The organism is Nocardia sp. NPDC003345, from assembly GCF_053589395.1.
In genome coordinates this window covers 1-16202 of the sequence record NZ_JBSFRU010000126.1, presented here as the reverse complement: position 1 = coordinate 16202, position 16202 = coordinate 1, and the positions used below count along the sequence as shown (strand labels likewise).

At 69.0% G+C, this 16202-nt stretch carries 8 protein-coding genes; 4 read left to right on the top strand and 4 right to left on the bottom strand.

Going from position 1 to position 16202, the window contains the following annotated elements; translation table 11 throughout:
* On the top strand, positions 1-776 hold a 776-nt coding region (locus tag ACWDU1_RS15985), incomplete at its 5' end, for a DNA-formamidopyrimidine glycosylase family protein (protein WP_449999174.1).
* A gap of 77 nt (positions 777-853) precedes the next feature.
* Here the strand turns inward: ACWDU1_RS15985 and ACWDU1_RS15980 are convergent.
* From ACWDU1_RS15980 to cobF, 4 genes are read right to left on the bottom strand one after another with little or no spacing between them, the layout of a single operon-like run.
* The gene (locus ACWDU1_RS15980; RefSeq protein WP_449999173.1) at positions 854-2587 is read right to left on the bottom strand and encodes a carboxylesterase/lipase family protein; all 1734 of its coding nucleotides are present in this window, start codon (positions 2585-2587) and stop codon (positions 854-856) included.
* On the bottom strand, positions 2556-4058 hold the full coding sequence (locus ACWDU1_RS15975) for a dihydrolipoyl dehydrogenase family protein (protein ID WP_449999171.1): 1503 nt from the start codon (positions 4056-4058) through the stop codon (positions 2556-2558). Before ACWDU1_RS15975 ends, ACWDU1_RS15980 begins: the two co-directional genes overlap by 32 nt.
* A gap of 9 nt (positions 4059-4067) precedes the next feature.
* Positions 4068-4313 carry a DUF2630 family protein gene (locus tag ACWDU1_RS15970; RefSeq protein ID WP_449999169.1) on the bottom strand — a complete coding sequence of 82 codons (246 nt, stop codon included), beginning with the start codon at positions 4311-4313 and terminating at the stop codon, positions 4068-4070.
* A gap of 36 nt (positions 4314-4349) precedes the next feature.
* Positions 4350-5090 (bottom strand): precorrin-6A synthase (deacetylating), encoded by a 741-nt coding sequence (cobF, locus tag ACWDU1_RS15965; RefSeq protein ID WP_449999167.1) that lies wholly within the window; start codon positions 5088-5090, stop codon positions 4350-4352.
* An 84-nt stretch (positions 5091-5174) separates the two neighbouring features.
* Between cobF and ACWDU1_RS15960 the strand changes: the two genes are divergently transcribed.
* From ACWDU1_RS15960 to ACWDU1_RS15950, 3 genes are all read left to right on the top strand, one after another.
* Positions 5175-6014 (top strand): thymidylate synthase, encoded by an 840-nt coding sequence (locus tag ACWDU1_RS15960; protein ID WP_449999166.1) that lies wholly within the window; start codon positions 5175-5177, stop codon positions 6012-6014.
* Positions 6011-6532, top strand: a complete 522-nt coding sequence (locus tag ACWDU1_RS15955) for a dihydrofolate reductase (protein WP_449999164.1) — start codon at positions 6011-6013, stop codon at positions 6530-6532. Before ACWDU1_RS15960 ends, ACWDU1_RS15955 begins: the two co-directional genes overlap by 4 nt.
* A 317-nt stretch (positions 6533-6849) precedes the next feature.
* Positions 6850-16202 (top strand): amino acid adenylation domain-containing protein (locus ACWDU1_RS15950; RefSeq protein WP_449999163.1); only part of this gene is annotated, 9353 nt, incomplete at its 3' end.

Genomic DNA, 16202 nt, shown 5'->3' with positions numbered 1-16202 from the left:
TGAGCGCCATCAAGACATTCGATCCGCCGGTCACGGCGCTGTCCGGCCGCGATGTCACCGCCGCGCGACGTTGGGGGAAGTTCCTGGGGATGGCCTGCGGGGATCTCTGGCTGATCACGCATCTGTCGCGGGCGGGGTGGTTGCGCTGGATCGACAACCCCGCGGCCGGCCCGCCCAAACCGGGCCGCGGCCCGTTGGCGTTGCGGGTGCATTTCTTCACCTCGGAGGGGTCCACACCGGCGTTCGATCTCACCGAGGCCGGGACCAAGAAGCGACTGGCCGTCTACATCGTGCGCGATCCGGCCGAGGTGCCGGGTATCGCGCGCCTGGGACCGGACGCGCTGACGATCACCGAGGCGGAATTCGCCGCCATGCTCGCCGAAACGCCCGGCCGGATCAAGAACGTGCTGGTCGATCAGACCAAACTGGCCGGGATCGGGAACGCCTACTCCGATGAGATCCTGCACACCGCAAAGATCTCCCCGTTCGCCACCGCGAAGTCGTTGCCGGCGGCGAAGGTGTCGCAACTGTACGAGTCGATGCGCACGGTCGAACTGGACGCCGTCGCCCGATCGGTGGGTCAGGACGCGGCCCGGCTCAAAGGCGAGAAACGGTCGGGGATGCGGGTGCACGGCCGTACCGGCCTACCCTGCCCGGTGTGCGGGGATACCGTCCGCGAGGTCGCCTTCACGGACCGTTCCTTCCAGTACTGCCCCACCTGCCAGACGGGTGGCAAGGTCCTCGCGGACCGCCGGATGTCGCGGCTGCTGAAGTAGCGGGCCGAGTCCCGGCGGGTGACCGGCGTCCCCGGGCCGCGATATCCGGCACGGCCCGGGCATGGCCCGGGGCCGCCTCAGTCGCCGCGCGCCGGCCGGTCGGTCTCGGTGGCCGGATTCCCTCCGGTGTCCTCGGCGGCTGTGTCATCGGGTTCGTCGGCCAGAGCCTCCGTGGCCGAAGCCGCCGTATCGGCCACGGAGGCCGTGGTGCGATGCTCGGCGGCGATACCGCCGAGCAGGGTGCCGTCGCCCTCGGTATCGCCCGCGGTGTCCGAGGGGCCGGATACGCCGCCGCCCACCGGTACCAGCAACGGCGCGCGCACTCCTGCCCAGAGTTTGCGCTGTGCGCTGTCCGGGTCGTGTTCCACCCGGCCGGGCGAGTCGATGATCAGGGTGGCGCGGGTGTCCTCGGTGTATTTCGGCCAGACCGGCAGCGGTGCGCCGGTACGGGCGAAATTCAGCCAGTTGTCCTGGAATTGGCGCGTCACCGCGAGCAGGCCGCGACGGCTGCCGCCCGCGGTGAGCGCGCGGCTCCACGGTTCGTACACCGCGCCGAAGGTCGGCAGCAGGTCGGTGGCATGGGTCGCGCCCAGCTTGTAGAGCTGGAACAGCCGGGGCGCGAAATCGTAGCGGTAGGCATAGGTCGGGGCATGGCGGCTGTGGGATTCCATCACCGCCAGCGACGGCCGCCAGAAGAAGTAGTCGCCGCCCGCGCGGATGGCCGCCTCCGGTGCCGGGAAACCGGGATAGGTGGAGAAGACCCGCGGATAGTATTCGGGCCCGGCGGCGGCCAGCGCGCGTTTGAGGCGCTCCGGACGGGTGGGCAGCGTATCGGTGAACTTGTTGAACAGCGCGCCCTCGTTACGGCAGGTGCCGATGATCAGCGGGACCCGGTGGGAGTGCCCACCGGTGAAGGCGTCGATGGGGGTGTAGGGGAGGAGATCGCCGTCGGCGACCGGGGCGGCCGGGAAGAACCCCGGGAACTGCGACATCGCCGCGTTCGAGGCGCGGTTGAACGCGTGCCGGATATCGTGCGGATCGGCCTCGCGCAGAGCGCGGTTCGCGTTCTCCGGTGCGACACCCAGCTCGTCCAGGACGCGGCGCGCGAACTCCCGCGCCTCCGCGACGGTGAGCCCCCAATCGGCGGGCGCGCTCTGCGCGATCCCGCGGTGGAACAATCCTTCGGCCGACGGTGTGGCCAGCAGGCTCAGCACCGCGTGCGCTCCGGCCGATTCACCGAAGATGGTGACATTGTCCGGGTCGCCACCGAATCCGGCGATATTGGCCTGTACCCAGCGCAGGGCGGCGATCTGGTCACGCAGGCCCAGATTGGATTCGTAAGGGCTCTCGGGGGTGGAGAATTCGGTGAAATCGGCATACCCGAACGCGCCGAGCCGATAGTTGATCGATACCACGATCACATCGCCGTCGGCCGCCAGCTGTACGCCCGAGTACAGCCGCAGCGCGGAGGTGCCGAACAGATATCCACCGCCGTGGATGAACACCAGTACCGGCCGCGGCCGCACCGTCGGCGTGACGGGCGCCACGACATTCAGTGTCAGCGAATCCTCGCTCATCTCCTGCAGTTTCCGGGGGCCCAGCCGGACCCCGAAGCTGGACTGGATCCCCGCCGCCCGGAAATAGGTGGCGTCGCGCACGTCCGTCCACGGCTGCACCGGCTGCGGGGCTCGAAACCGCAGGTCGCCGACGGGCGGGGCGGCATAGGGGAGCGACCGCCAATACATCACCCGGCGCCCGCGACGGCCCCGGACGACCCCGTCAGTGGTCGTGATCTGTTCGGTAACGCTCATCTGCCGATGGTAACGACGACCGATCGGTCTCCAACAGTCGTAACCAGAATTCGCTCACGGTCGGGAACGCGGGCACCGCGTGCCACAGTGCGTCCAGCGGAACCTTGCCGGCGACCGCGATCGTCGCGGCGTGCAGTTGCTCACCGGCCTCGGGGCCCACGAAGGTCGCGCCGACGATCGTATCGGTGGCGTTGTCGATCACCAGCGCCGCGTGGCCGCTGTAATCGTCACGGGTCAGCGCGGAGCCGGCGACGGCGATATCGAGCGCGACCGTCCGCACGTCGTAACCCTGCGCGCGGGCCGCCGCCTCGGTGAGCCCGACCGCGGCCACTTCGGGGTCGGTGAACACCACCTGGGGCACCGCGTAGTGGTCGGCACCGGCCCGGTACCGCGGCGCGCTGAGCGAACGCCCCCGCGCGCGGGCGGCGATCACGTCGCCGCACACCCGGCCCTGGTATTTGCCCATATGCGTGAGCGCCGCGCGGTGGTTGATATCACCCACGGCGTAGAGCCAGCGCCCGGTTACCCCGGTGACCGTGAGCTGATCGTCCACCTCGAGGTAACCCGCAGCGAGGCCGACGGTTTCGAGTCCGATATCCGCGGTGTTCGGGGTGCGGCCGGCCGCCACCACGAGTTCGTCGGCGAGCAGCGTCGATTCCCCGTCCGGTCCCGCCGCGTGCACGGTGACCGGGCCGCCGTGTACCCGGCCCTCGCCGTGAGCGGCGGCCGCGGGGCGCTGCACCCGGCGCGGTGCGGTGCCGAACAGGATCCGGACCCCGCGGGCGGCCAGCGCCTGCGCCACCCGCTGCCCGGCGAAAGGTTCCGTATTCGCCAGCAGCCGGTCGCCGCGCACCAGCAGGGTGACCTCGGCTCCCAGCGCCGACAGCCAGGTGGCGGCCTCGCACGCGACCACGCCGCCGCCGATCACCACCACCCGTTTCGGCAGTTCGTGCATATTGGTGGCATCCCGGGAGGTCCACGGCAGGGCCTCGCGCAGTCCGGGTACCTCGGGAATCGCGGCCCGGGTGCCGGTGGCCAGGACCACCGCCTGCCGGGCGCGCAGCACCCGCTCGCCGACGGTGACCCGGCGCTCGCCGTCGAGCCGGCCGACGCCTCGGATCACCTCGATACCCTGTGCGGTGGCCCAGTCGACCTGGCTCGAATCGTCGTGGTCGCCGTCACGCAGGTGCACGAACTCGTCGCGGCGGCGCAGGACGGCGGCGAGATCGGGGCCGCGGGCCTCGATACCGGGTAGCCCGTGCGCCGCGCCCAGGACGTGCGCGGGACGCAGCAGCGCCTTACTCGGTACGCATGCCCAGAAGGAGCATTCACCCCCGACGCGCTCGGGTTCCACGATGACCGCGGTGCGGTCGCTACCGGCGATGGCGTAATCGGCGGCGTTCTCGCCCGCCGGCCCACCGCCCAGCACGATGACGTCGTATTCCGTGGTGCCGGTTACCTGGTCGGACATGTGGGTCGCCTACTGGAGATATCCCTCGACCTGGCCCGGAGATCTGGGCTGGGCGTCGTCCGGGGATCCGCCGCCGTCGATCCGGGCGCGGCGCTGCCGCAGCAGATCCCAGCACTGGTCCAGCATGACCTCCAGTTCGGCCAGCCGCCGCCGCTCCACGTCGGGATCGAGGTCCCCGCGCGAGGCCCGCGACCGCAGGTCGTGCTCGTGGTCGACCAGTTCCTTGATCCGCCCGAGTATGTCCTGTTCGGTCATGCCGCCCATGCTACGACTCACGCGGCGACGCACCGCTCATTCCGGGCCCCGCAGCAGGTAGATGTCCATGATCCAGCCGTGGTGCTCCCGCAGCAGCGCCCGCCTGCGTGCGATCTCGGGCCCCACCTCGCCGACCGTGCCCGCGATCAGGGCCTCGGCGGGCATCCCCAGGTAGGCGCCCCACCAGATGAGCGTATCGGCGGGCACGGTGGTGAACGAGCAGTCGGCGTCGAGCATCACGACAGTGGATCCCGGCGCGAGTCCCTCCGCGCGCAGCCGCCGTCCGGTGGTGATGTGCACCGTTTCACCGATCCGGTGCAGAACAGTGCGATGGCGGGCGGCGAGGGCGTGCACGCTGGTGACACCCGGGATCACGGTGTACTCGAAATTCCGCGCGCCACGGGCCAGGACCCGCTCCACCATCCGCAGCGTGCTGTCGTAGAGAGCGGGATCACCCCACACCAGAATGGCGCCCACGCCCTCGGTCGTGGCGAACGCCTCCTCCAGCAGCAGGGAGCGCCGTTCGTGCCAATCCTCGACCGCGCCCCGGTAGTCGTCGGGTGCGCGGTCCCGCGGCGGATCGGGGATCTCCACGATGCGGTAGGGGCGGTCTTGGTGTTCCGCGAGGATCGCGGCGCGTACCGCCACGAGCTGCTGTTTCTCCTCGCCTTTGCCGATGACGAAGAACACGTCCACCCGGCGGAGGGCCTTCACGGCCTGCATGGTCACCTGGTCGGGGTCGCCGGCGCCGATACCGATCACATACAGCTCGCGCATGTTGCCAGCTTGGCAGGGCCGCGACAGCGCCCATGGGTGCGGGTCGGCTGGGCCGGCGCGGCCGCGCGGAAGTAAGCTCGGCCCGTGGTCAGCGCAGCGAACAGTCATGTTCTGGACCCGCGTCGCGTCCCGGACACCCAATACGAGGACCTGCTCCGGAAGGTGCTGGAGACGGGCGCGCCGAAGAGCGACCGCACCGGGACCGGCACCCGCAGTGTGTTCGGTCACCAGTTGCGCTACGACCTGGCGGCCGGATTCCCGTTGATCACCACCAAGAAGGTGCATCTCAAGTCGATCGTGTACGAACTGCTGTGGTTCCTGCGCGGCGAGTCCAATGTGCGGTGGTTACAGGAGCACGGCGTCAGTATCTGGGACGAATGGGCCGACGCCGACGGCGAGCTGGGTCCGGTGTACGGCGTGCAGTGGCGGTCCTGGCCCACTCCGGACGGCCGCCATATCGACCAGATCACCGAGGTGCTGCGCACCCTGCGCACCGATCCCGACTCCCGGCGGATGCTCGTCTCGGCCTGGAACGTCGCCGAACTGGACCGGATGGCGCTGGCGCCCTGTCACGCGCTGTTCCAGTTCTATGTCGCGCAGGGGCGGCTGTCGTGCCAGCTGTATCAGCGCAGCGCCGACCTGTTCTTGGGTGTGCCGTTCAATATCGCGAGCTATGCCCTGCTCACCGTGATGGTCGCCCGGCAGAGCGGGCTGGAACCGGGCGAGTTCATCTGGACCGGTGGTGACTGCCATATATACGACAACCACCTGACCCAGGTCGGCGAACAGCTGAGCCGTGACCCGTACCCCTTCCCGGAGCTGGAGCTGGGACCGGCGGATTCGCTGTTCGGCTACCGCTACGAGGATGTCCGGGTGCACGACTACCGCCATCACCCGGCGATCAAGGCGCCGGTGGCGGTATGACCGCGGCGCCGCTACCGGTATCCGAACCCGCCCGGGTGATCGGCCTGATCTGGGCCCAGACCCCCGACGGGGTGATCGGGGTGGACAACACCATCCCGTGGCGCGTCCCCGAGGACATGGCCCGTTTCAAGGAGACCACCAGCGGTCATCCGGTGGTCATGGGCCGCCGGACCTGGGATTCGCTGCCGGAACGGGTGCGGCCCCTGCCCGGCCGCCGCAATATCGTGGTGACCCGGCAGCCCGGCTGGTCGGCCGAGGGCGCCGAGACCTCGGGATCGGTCGCCGCGGCGCTGGAACTGTCCGCCCCCGAGCCGACCTGGGTGATCGGCGGTGGCGAGATCTACCGGTCCGCCCTGCCGCACGCGACGGAACTGTTGATCACCGAGGTCGATACCGCGGTCGCCGGCGATACCCACGCCCCGGAGCTCGGCCCCGAATGGCAGTCCACCGATTCCCATCGCTGGCTCGCCTCGTCGTCCGGGTTGCGCTACCGGATCCGGCGATTCGTCCGGCGCTGAGGACCCCGCGCGGCGGCGTCGCCGGGCAGGTGCCGGGGGGCTCCGGGCCCACACGGAGGCCGGTTGGTGACCGCGCGTGGCGACGGTAGATTGGATCGGTGGTCAGGAGTTCGGATACCCGTGCGGCACGGCGTCGTGTCACCGGTACCCGATGTAACGCCTCCGGCCCGCCGAACGGATAAGTCCGATGGACATTTTTTCCTGAAACGATATGAGCACTGGACCCGGAATCGCGGACGCCATGGTATTGGCGTGTGTGCCGCATTCGGGTGTCGTCGGGGGAGCGCGCCTGCGCGTTCCGGAAGCGAGGTTGACGGTTGGACCGGCTGGACAACGGCGGGAACGGTACGGAGCGCGGCACGGGCGCCGACGATAGGAACCTGTTCCCCCTGTCGCCCGCGCAGCTGGGCATCTGGTACGCGCAGCACGTCGACCCGCAGGTACCGGTCAATATCGCGCAGTACGTGGAACTGCACGGTGCGCTCGATGTCGATACCCTGACCGCCGCGAGCATCGATGCCTCCCATGAACTCGGCTCGGGCTTCCTGCGCATCGTCGAACGGGACGGCGAACCCCTGCAGTTCGTCGACCACGCCATCGCCGAATACGACCGTGTCTCCTATGTCGACCTGCGCGACGCCGACGATCCGGTGGCGGCCGCACAGGAATGGATGCGCGCCGAATACGGCACGCCGCTGGACCTGACCGAGTCCCGCCTCGTCGTCTCGGCGGCCCTGCACCTGGGCGAGGACCACTGGTACTGGTACTCGCGGGCCCATCACGTCGCGCTCGACGGCTACGGCGCGATGAACAATATGAACCGGGTCGCCGAGCTGTACACGGCCTACGCGCTCCGGTCGGAGGCGCCACCGAGCAAGGCCGCGGACCTGCGTGACCTGTATCAGCAGGAGATCGCCTACCGCGACAGCGCACGCTTCCACACCGATAAACAGCACTGGGCCGAGCGGGTCGCGGGTCTCGAGGAGGGCACCACCCTGACCGGGCGCTCGGCCGCCCCGGCCGCCCGCAACGGGGTTGTGCAGGGGCCGCTCACCGATGCGCAGAACGCCCTGCTCGACGATGCGGTACGGCAGTACGAATCCTCCCCGGCGCAGGAACTGATCGCCGCGTTCGCGGTGTACCTCGCGCAATGGAACGGCATCGAGGACGTCATCCTCAGTCTGCCGGTCACCGCGCGTACCACCGCTGTCATGCGCCGCTCGGGCGGCGTCTCGTCCAATATCGTGCCCCTGCGGCTGCATGTCGGTGCCGAAACCACGGTCGCCGACCTGCGCCATCAGGTTCGGCTCGAGGTTTCCGGGGCGCTGCGGCATCAGCGTTACCGGCACGAGGACATCCGCCGGGACGCGGCCGAGGGCGCGGCGGTGAACACGGAGTTCTTCGGCCCCTGGGTCAACATCATGCTGTTCCAGGACGAACTACGCCTCGGCGACAGCGTCGGCAGCGTCCATGTGCTGTCCACCGGCAGTGTGACCGATCTGGGCGTCAACTTCTATCAGTCGATCGGCGGCACCCGCAGCCATATCGACTTCGAGACCAACCCCAACCTCTATTCCGACGACGAGGCCGTCCGGCACCACACCCGCTTCCTCGAGTTCTTCGACCGGTTCCTGGCCGCCGACGCCGCCGCACCGGTGTGGCAGCTGACGATCACCACCGCCGCGGAACGCACCGCGACCGTCGAGACCTGGAACGACGCCGCGCACGATGTCCCGGCGACCACGCTGCCCGCGCTGCTGGACGCCCAGATCGTGCGCACCCCGGACAATCTCGCGGTGCATTACGAGGGGACAGGTCTGTCCTATGCCGAGTTCGGCGCACGGGTCAACCGGCTGGCCCGGTACCTGATCGCGGACGGTGTGGGCCCCGAATCCCTGGTGGCCCTGGGTATGCGCCGGTCGGTCGAACTGGTCGTGGCGATGCACGCCGTGCTGCGGACCGGTGGCGCCTACGTCCCGATCGACCCGGATCATCCCGCCGAGCGCACCGCCTACATCCTGGAGAGCGCGGCACCGGTCTGTGTGCTGACGGTCACCACGGACGAGATCGAGCTGCCCGAATCCGTACGGGCGATAGCGGTCGACGCCCTGGACACCACCGGGTTCTCCGACGCGCCGGTCACCGACGCCGAACGGCTCGCGCCGCTGCGCCCCGACAACACCGCCTACGTCATCTACACCTCGGGTTCGACCGGCCGCCCCAAGGGCGTGACGGTGAGTCATCACGCCATCGTCAACCAGCAACTGTGGATGCTGGAGACCTACGCCTTCACCGAGAACGACGTCTACCTGCAGAAGACCGCCACCACCTTCGACGTTTCGTTGTGGGGCTACTACCTGCCGCTGCTGTCGGGGGGCACCCTGATCGTCGCGACTCCGGACGGGCATCGTGACCCCGTCTACGTCGCGGAGACCATCGCCCGCCACCGGGTGACCGTCACCGACTTCGTCCCCTCCATGCTCTCGGTCTTCGCGGCCTATACCGACGCCGAGTCCATCGCGTCGTTGCGTTCGGTCTTCGTGGCGGGCGAGGCGCTGGCACCGGAAACGGTCGCCGCGATGAAGGCGATCTCCAGTGCCGGCCTGCACAATCAGTACGGTCCCACCGAAGCCGCGGTAACGGTTACCTACTGGGAGGCCACCACCGCCGATACCGGCTCGGTGCCGATCGGTGTCCCGGTGTGGAACGCCGGTCTCTACGTCCTGGACGGCCGGCTGCGGCCGTCGGCCGTCGGAGCACCGGGTGAGCTGTATCTTTCGGGCCGGCAGCTGGCCCGGGGTTACCTGGGCCGGCCGGATCTGAGCGCCGACCGCTTCGTCGCCAACCCGTTCGGGGCCCCCGGAGAGCGGATGTACCGCACCGGCGACCTCGTGCGCTGGCGCGCCGACGGGGTGCTCGACTACATCGGCCGCACCGACTTCCAGGTGAAGTTCCGGGGCCAGCGCATCGAACTCGGCGAGATCGAAACCGATCTGCTCGCCCACCCGGCGGTGGGCCAGGCAGTGGTCCTGGTCGTCGATACCGTCACCGGCCAGCACCTGGCCGCCTATGTCGTGCCCGCGCCCGGCCACAGCGTGGAACCGGTCGAGCTCACCCGGTTCCTCGGGGAGAAACTGCCGTCCTATATGGTCCCGGCCGCGATCGTGGTGCTGGACGCGTTGCCGCTCAACACCAGCGGCAAGCTGGATCGCAAGGCGCTTCCGGAACCGGTGTTCAGCGGGGACGCGGCGGGGTTCCGGGCCCCCCGCACCCAGGCCGAGCAACTCGTCGCCGCGATCTTCGCCGACGTGCTGAGCCAGAAGGTGGTCGGCGCCGACGACAACTTCTTCGATCTCGGCGGTAACTCGCTGGTCGCGACGCAGGTCGTCGCACGGATCAGCTCGGCGTTCGGCGTCCGCGTCGGGGTCCGGACGCTGTTCGAGAGCCCCACCGTGGCCGGTCTCGCGAGCCGTATCGGTTCCACCGCCGGTGGCGCGGACCGCGAATCCCTGCCGGTGCTGGCGCCCCGGCCGCGGCTCGAACAGGTGCCGCTGTCCTCGGCGCAGCAGCGGATGTGGATCCTCAACCGCTTCGACGAGGATTCGGCCGCGTACAACCTCCCGCTGGCGATCCGGTTGACCGGTGAACTCGATACCGCGGCCATGCGTGCCGCCGTGGCCGATGTGGTGGCGCGGCACGAAGTGCTGCGAACCGTGTACCCGGCGGCCGAACTGGGGCCGGTGCAGGTGGTGCTGCCCACCGCCGAGGCCGTGCCGGATCTCACCGTACGGCCCGTGGCCGCCTCGGAACTCGCGTCGGTGATCTCGGAACTGGCGCTGGTGGGTTTCGACGTCACGGCCGAGGTGCCGTTGCGCGTGGAACTGCTGCGGGTGGACGGCCCGGACCCGGCATCGGTCGAGCATGTGCTCGCGATCGTCGTGCATCACATCGCCGCCGACGGCTTTTCGGCGGGCCCGCTGATGCGGGATCTGATGACCGCCTACATCGCCCGGCTCGCCGGGGAGCAGCCGGGGTGGAAACCGCTACCGGTTCAGTACGCGGATTATTCGCTGTGGCAGCGTGAGCTGCTGGGCGACGAGGCCGATCCGGAGTCGCTGGCCGCGCGCCAGATCGACTACTGGAAATCGGCACTGGCGGATGTGGCCGAGCAGCTCGATCTGCCGGCGGACCGGCCGCGTCCGGCGGTGCAGTCGTTCGCCGGTGGCCGGGTCGATGTCGAGATCGACGCCGAGACCCATGCCGGTCTGCAGCGGCTGGCCCAGCAGCAGAACGCGACCCTGTTCATGGTCGTGCATTCCGCGCTGGCGGTGTTGCTGGCCCGGTTGTCCGGAAGTGACGACATCGCGGTCGGTACGCCGATCGCCGGTCGCGGCGAGGAAGCACTCGACGATCTGATCGGTATGTTCGTGAACACCCTGGTGTTCCGGACGCAGCTGGATCGCGCGGAATCGTTCGCGGAACTCGTGGCGCGGCAGCGGGATATCGATATCGCGGCCTTCGCGCACGCCGATGTTCCGTTCGAGCGTCTGGTGGAGGTACTGAATCCGGTTCGCTCGACGGCGCGGCATCCGCTGTTCCAGGTCGGGTTCTCCTTCCAGAACCTGGCGGCGGCGGCGCTGGAGCTGCCGGGAATGTCGGTGTCGACGGTCGATATCGACACCGAGGTCTCGCAGTTCGATCTGCACCTGATCATCGGCGACAACTACACGGCCGCCGGGGTGCCCAGCGGTATCTCCGGCCATATGACCTATGCCTCGGCGCTGTTCGATCGCGCGACCGTGCAGGTTTTCGTGGATCGGTTGCTGCGTCTGCTGAGCGCCGTGGTGGCCGATCCGGCCACGTCCGTCGGGGATCTGGAACTGCTGGCCCCGGCCGAGAAAGCGGCGCTGGAAACACGGAACGCGACGAACCGGGAAACGGATTCGACCGCGACCCTGGCGTCGATGCTGGCGGCCTCGGTGGCCGCCGCGCCGGACGCGGTGGCACTGGTGGCCGCCGACGGCACCCGGCTGTCGTACGCGGAACTGGGCGCCCGGGTCAACCGCTTGGCCCGGTATCTGATCGATCGAGGCGTGGGCCCGGAGCATCGGGTCGCCCTGGCGATGCGACGGTCGGTGGACCTGGTGGTCGCGATGTACGCGGTGGCGGCCGCGGGCGGCGTGTTTGTGCCGGTTGATCCGGATCAACCGGCCGAACGCAGTGATTACATCGTGCGCACCGCGGCACCGCTGTGCATCCTGACCGCCGATGCCGGTTTCACCGCGGGCGACGATATCCCGCGGATCCGCATCGACGCCCTCGATCTCGATGAGGTCGACCCGGCACCGATCTCGGACGCGGACCGGGTGGCGCCGTTGCGCGCCTCGAATACGGCGTATGTGATCTTCACATCCGGATCGACCGGCCGTCCCAAGGGCGTGGCGGTCTCCCATGCCGCGATCGCGAATCAGTTGCAGTATGTGACAACCGAATTCGGGTTGGACGCCGACGACGCGGTCCTGTTGAAGACCGCGGCGACCTTCGATCTGTCGGTATGGGAGTTCTGGGCCGGTGTGGTGTGCGGTGGCCGGATCGTCATCGCCGAGCCGCAGGGCCACCAGGATCCGGTGTACCTGAGCGAGATCATGGACGACGAGCAGGTCACCACGTTGACGGCGGTGCCGTCGATGCTGGACGCCCTGCTGAACGCGAATGCGGCGCTGCCGGAAGCGTTGCGCCGGGTGCTGGCGATCGGTGAGGCGCTGCCGCCCGCGACCGCGCAGCGGATCCTGTCCGCCCGGCCCCGGCCCGCACTGTTCAACCTGTACGGCCCCACCGAGGCCGCGGTGTCGGTGACGACCCATGAGGTCACCTCGGCCGACGAACTGTCGGTGCCCATCGGTGTGCCGCAGTGGAATTCACGGGTGTATGTGCTGGACGCCCGGTTGCGTCCGGTGCCCGACGGTGTCGCGGCCGAGCTGTATCTGGCGGGCACGCAGCTGGCGCAGGGCTATTTCGCGCGGCCGGACCTGAGCGCGGAGCGTTTCGTCGCCGATCCGTTCGTGCCGGGTGAGCGGATGTATCGCACGGGTGACCTGGTGGCGTGGAACGCCGCGGGTGAACTCGAATACCGGGGCCGCACCGACTTCCAGGTCAAGGTGCGTGGCTTCCGGATCGAACTGGGCGAGATCGAATCGGCCCTGTCGGCGCTGCCGGAGGTGGCGCAGGCCGCGGTGCTGGCGCGACCCGGGCCCGGCACCGGGAACCGGCTGGTCGGCTACGTCGTGCCGGCGGGGCTCGACGCCCTGGACCTCAACGGTATCCGCGCGGAGCTGGGGCAGCGGCTGCCGTCGTATATGGTCCCGGCGGCCTTCGTCGAACTGGACGCGTTGCCGCTGACGGTGAACGGGAAGCTGGATCGTAAGGCGCTGCCGGAACCGGCCTTCGAGACACGGGAGTTCCGGGCCCCCTCGACCCCGATCGAAGAGATCGTGGCGGGGGTGTTCGCCGAGGTCCTGGGTCTCGATCGGGTCGGCGCCGAGGACGATTTCTTCGCGCTGGGCGGTAACTCGCTGATCGCGACCCAGGTCACGGCACGGCTCGGTGCCGCGTTGAACACCCGGGTACCGGTACGCACACTGTTCGAAGCGTCGACGGTGATCGCGCTCGCGGCGCGGGTGGAAACCCATGTCGGTGAAGGCGGACGCCAGGCGCTGGTGGCACGTAGCCGCGAGGGCGATATCCCGCTGTCGCTGGCGCAGCAGCGGATGTGGTTCCTCAACCGCTACGACACCCAGTCCGCGGTCAACAACATTCCGGTCGCGATCCGGATGTCCGGTGAACTCGATGTGGCCGCGCTGCAGGTCGCGATCATCGACGTGATCGACCGGCACGAATCGCTGCGCACCGTTTTCCCGGAGACCGGGAGCGCGCCCGTCCAGGTGATTCTCGACGCCGCCCAGGTGGTTCCGGATCTGACTCCGTTCCGGATCCGCGAGGACAAGCTCATCGAGCATCTGATCGATCTGGCGACGATGGCTTTCGACGTCACCGACGAGGTGCCGTTGCATGCCCGCCTCTTCGAGATCAGCGATACCGAATACGTGCTCGGCATGGTTGTGCACCACATCTCTGCCGACGGCTGGTCGATGGGACCGCTGGCGCGGGATGTGATGGTCGCCTATGCGGCGCGCGTGAGCTGGGAGTCACCGGCCTGGGCCGACCTTCCGGTGCAGTACGCGGATTACGCGCTGTGGCAGCGCGAGGTCCTGGGTTCGGAAGACGATCCGGAATCGCTGGTCTCCGGCCAGATCCGGTACTGGCAGCGCGAACTCGCCGGTCTGCCCGATGAACTGGCCCTGCCCGCGGACCGGCCGCGGCCCGCGGTCTCGACCTACGCGGGTGGCAGCCATTCCTTCGAGATCGACCCGGAGACGCGGCGGCGCCTCGTGGAACTCGGTCACCGGCACAATGCCTCACCGTTCATGGTGGTGCACAGTGTGCTGGCCGCCCTGCTGGCCCGGCTGACCGGTGAAACCGATATCGCCGTCGGCACACACGTCGCCGGTCGCGGCGAAGCCGCGCTGGAGAACCTGGTCGGCATGTTCGTCAACACGCTCGTGCTGCGGACACCGGTCCAGGGCGGTATGAGTTTCGCCGAACTGCTGGCCGTCATCCGCAATGTGGACCTGCAGGCCTTCGGGCACGCCGATGTCCCGTTCGAGCGGCTGGTCGAGGTGCTGAACCCGGTCCGGTCGCAGGCCCGGCACCCGCTGTTCCAGGTGGCGTTGTCGTTCGAGAACCTTCCGGAACGGCATTTCGAACTGCCGGGTCTGTGGGTCGCTCCGGTCGACTTCGAAACCGGCCTGGAGAAGTTCGACCTGTCCTTCACCTTCCGGGGCATGGGACAGAGCCCCGATTCCGGGATGCAGGTCGAGCTGACCTACGCCCGCGACCTGTTCGATCCCGAGACGGCGGCCTCGTTCGCCGACCGGTTCGTGCGGTTGCTGCGGGCGGTGGCCGCGGATCCGTCGGTGCCGGTCGGGGACCACGAGATCCTGGCGCCGTACGAGCGGGCACGGGTGCTCGCGGATTGGAACGCGACCGAGCGCACGGTGCCGCAGACCTCGCTGCTGGAGGGTTTCGCCCGGGCCGTCACCGAGTTCCCGGACCGGGTCGCGTTGGTCTCCGACGGTGTGGAGGTGACGTACGCCGAACTGGATCGGCGGGTCAACCGGCTGGCGCGGTATCTGATCGCGCAGGGCGCGGGCCCCGAGTCGCTGGTCGGCCTGCTGGTATCGCGATCGCTGGATTTCGTGGTCGGTACCTACGCCGTTGTCGCCGCCGGTGCCGCCTATGTCCCGCTCGATCCGGCACATCCGGGTGAGCGGATCCGGCACATTCTGGAAACCGCGCGACCGGTCTGTGTGCTGACGACCGCCGCCGACAGGGCGGCCGTCGGCCCGGACGTGGCCGCGGATGCCCTGGTGCTGGAGGAACTCGAGGTATCCGGCTACGACGGGTCGGCGGTCACCGATGCCGATCGGGTGTCGCCGCTGCGGTCGGACAACGCCGCGTATGTGATCTTCACGTCGGGGTCCACGGGCCGGCCCAAGGGCGTGGTGGTGTCGCATGCGGCGATTTCCAACCAGATTCGCTGGATCGTCGGCGAATACGAGATCTCGCGCGACGATATCGTGTTGTTCAAGACGCCCGCGACCTTCGATGTGTCGGTGTGGGAACTGTTCGCGCCGTTGAGTGTCGGCGGCCGCATGGTGATCGCCGAACCGGACGGTCATCGTGATCCGCAGTACCTGGCGTCGGTGATCGCCGAACAGGGCGTGACGGCTACATCGTTCGTACCGTCGATGCTGTCGGTCTTCGTCGAGAGCGTCGCCTCCGATCCGGGTGTGCTGTCGTCGTTGCGCATGCTGTTCGTGGCGGGTGAGGCCTTCACCGGTGATGTCGTGGCGGCGGCGCGGCGGGTGACCGATGTGGCGCTGTACAACCTGTACGGTCCCACCGAGTTCGCGGTGCATGCCACGCATGCCGCGGTCGGCCGGGATGTTTCGGGTGCGGTTCCGATCGGCGCTCCGGTGTGGAACGCGCGGGCGTATGTGCTGGATTCGCGGTTGCGGCCGGTACCCGCCGGGGTGGCCGGTGAGCTGTATCTGACCGGTGCGCAGGTGGCGCGCGGGTATGCCGGCCGTCCGGATCTGAGTGCGGACCGGTTCGTCGCGGATCCGTTCGGTGCCGGTGAGCGTATGTATCGCACCGGCGATGTCGCGCGCTGGAGCGCCGATGGCCGGCTGGTGTACGTGGGCCGGTCGGACTTCCAGGTGAAGGTGCGCGGCCAGCGTATCGAGCTGGGTGAGATCGAAGCGGCCCTTACCGAGCACGCGGCAGTGGCCCGTGCCGTGGTCGTGGTCTCCTCGGATCCCGCCATGGGTGACCGGCTGGTCGGCTATGTCGCCCCGGTCCGTGAAACGGAGCTCGATACCGAGGATCTGCGCGCCCATCTGGGTCGGCGGTTGCCCGTGTACATGGTGCCGTCGGCATTCGTGGTGCTCGACGAGTTCCCGCTCAATGCCAGTGGCAAGCTCGACCGTAAAGCGTTGCCGGAGCCGGTGTTCCAGGTTCGGGGTTACCGGGCGCCGTCGACGCCGATCGA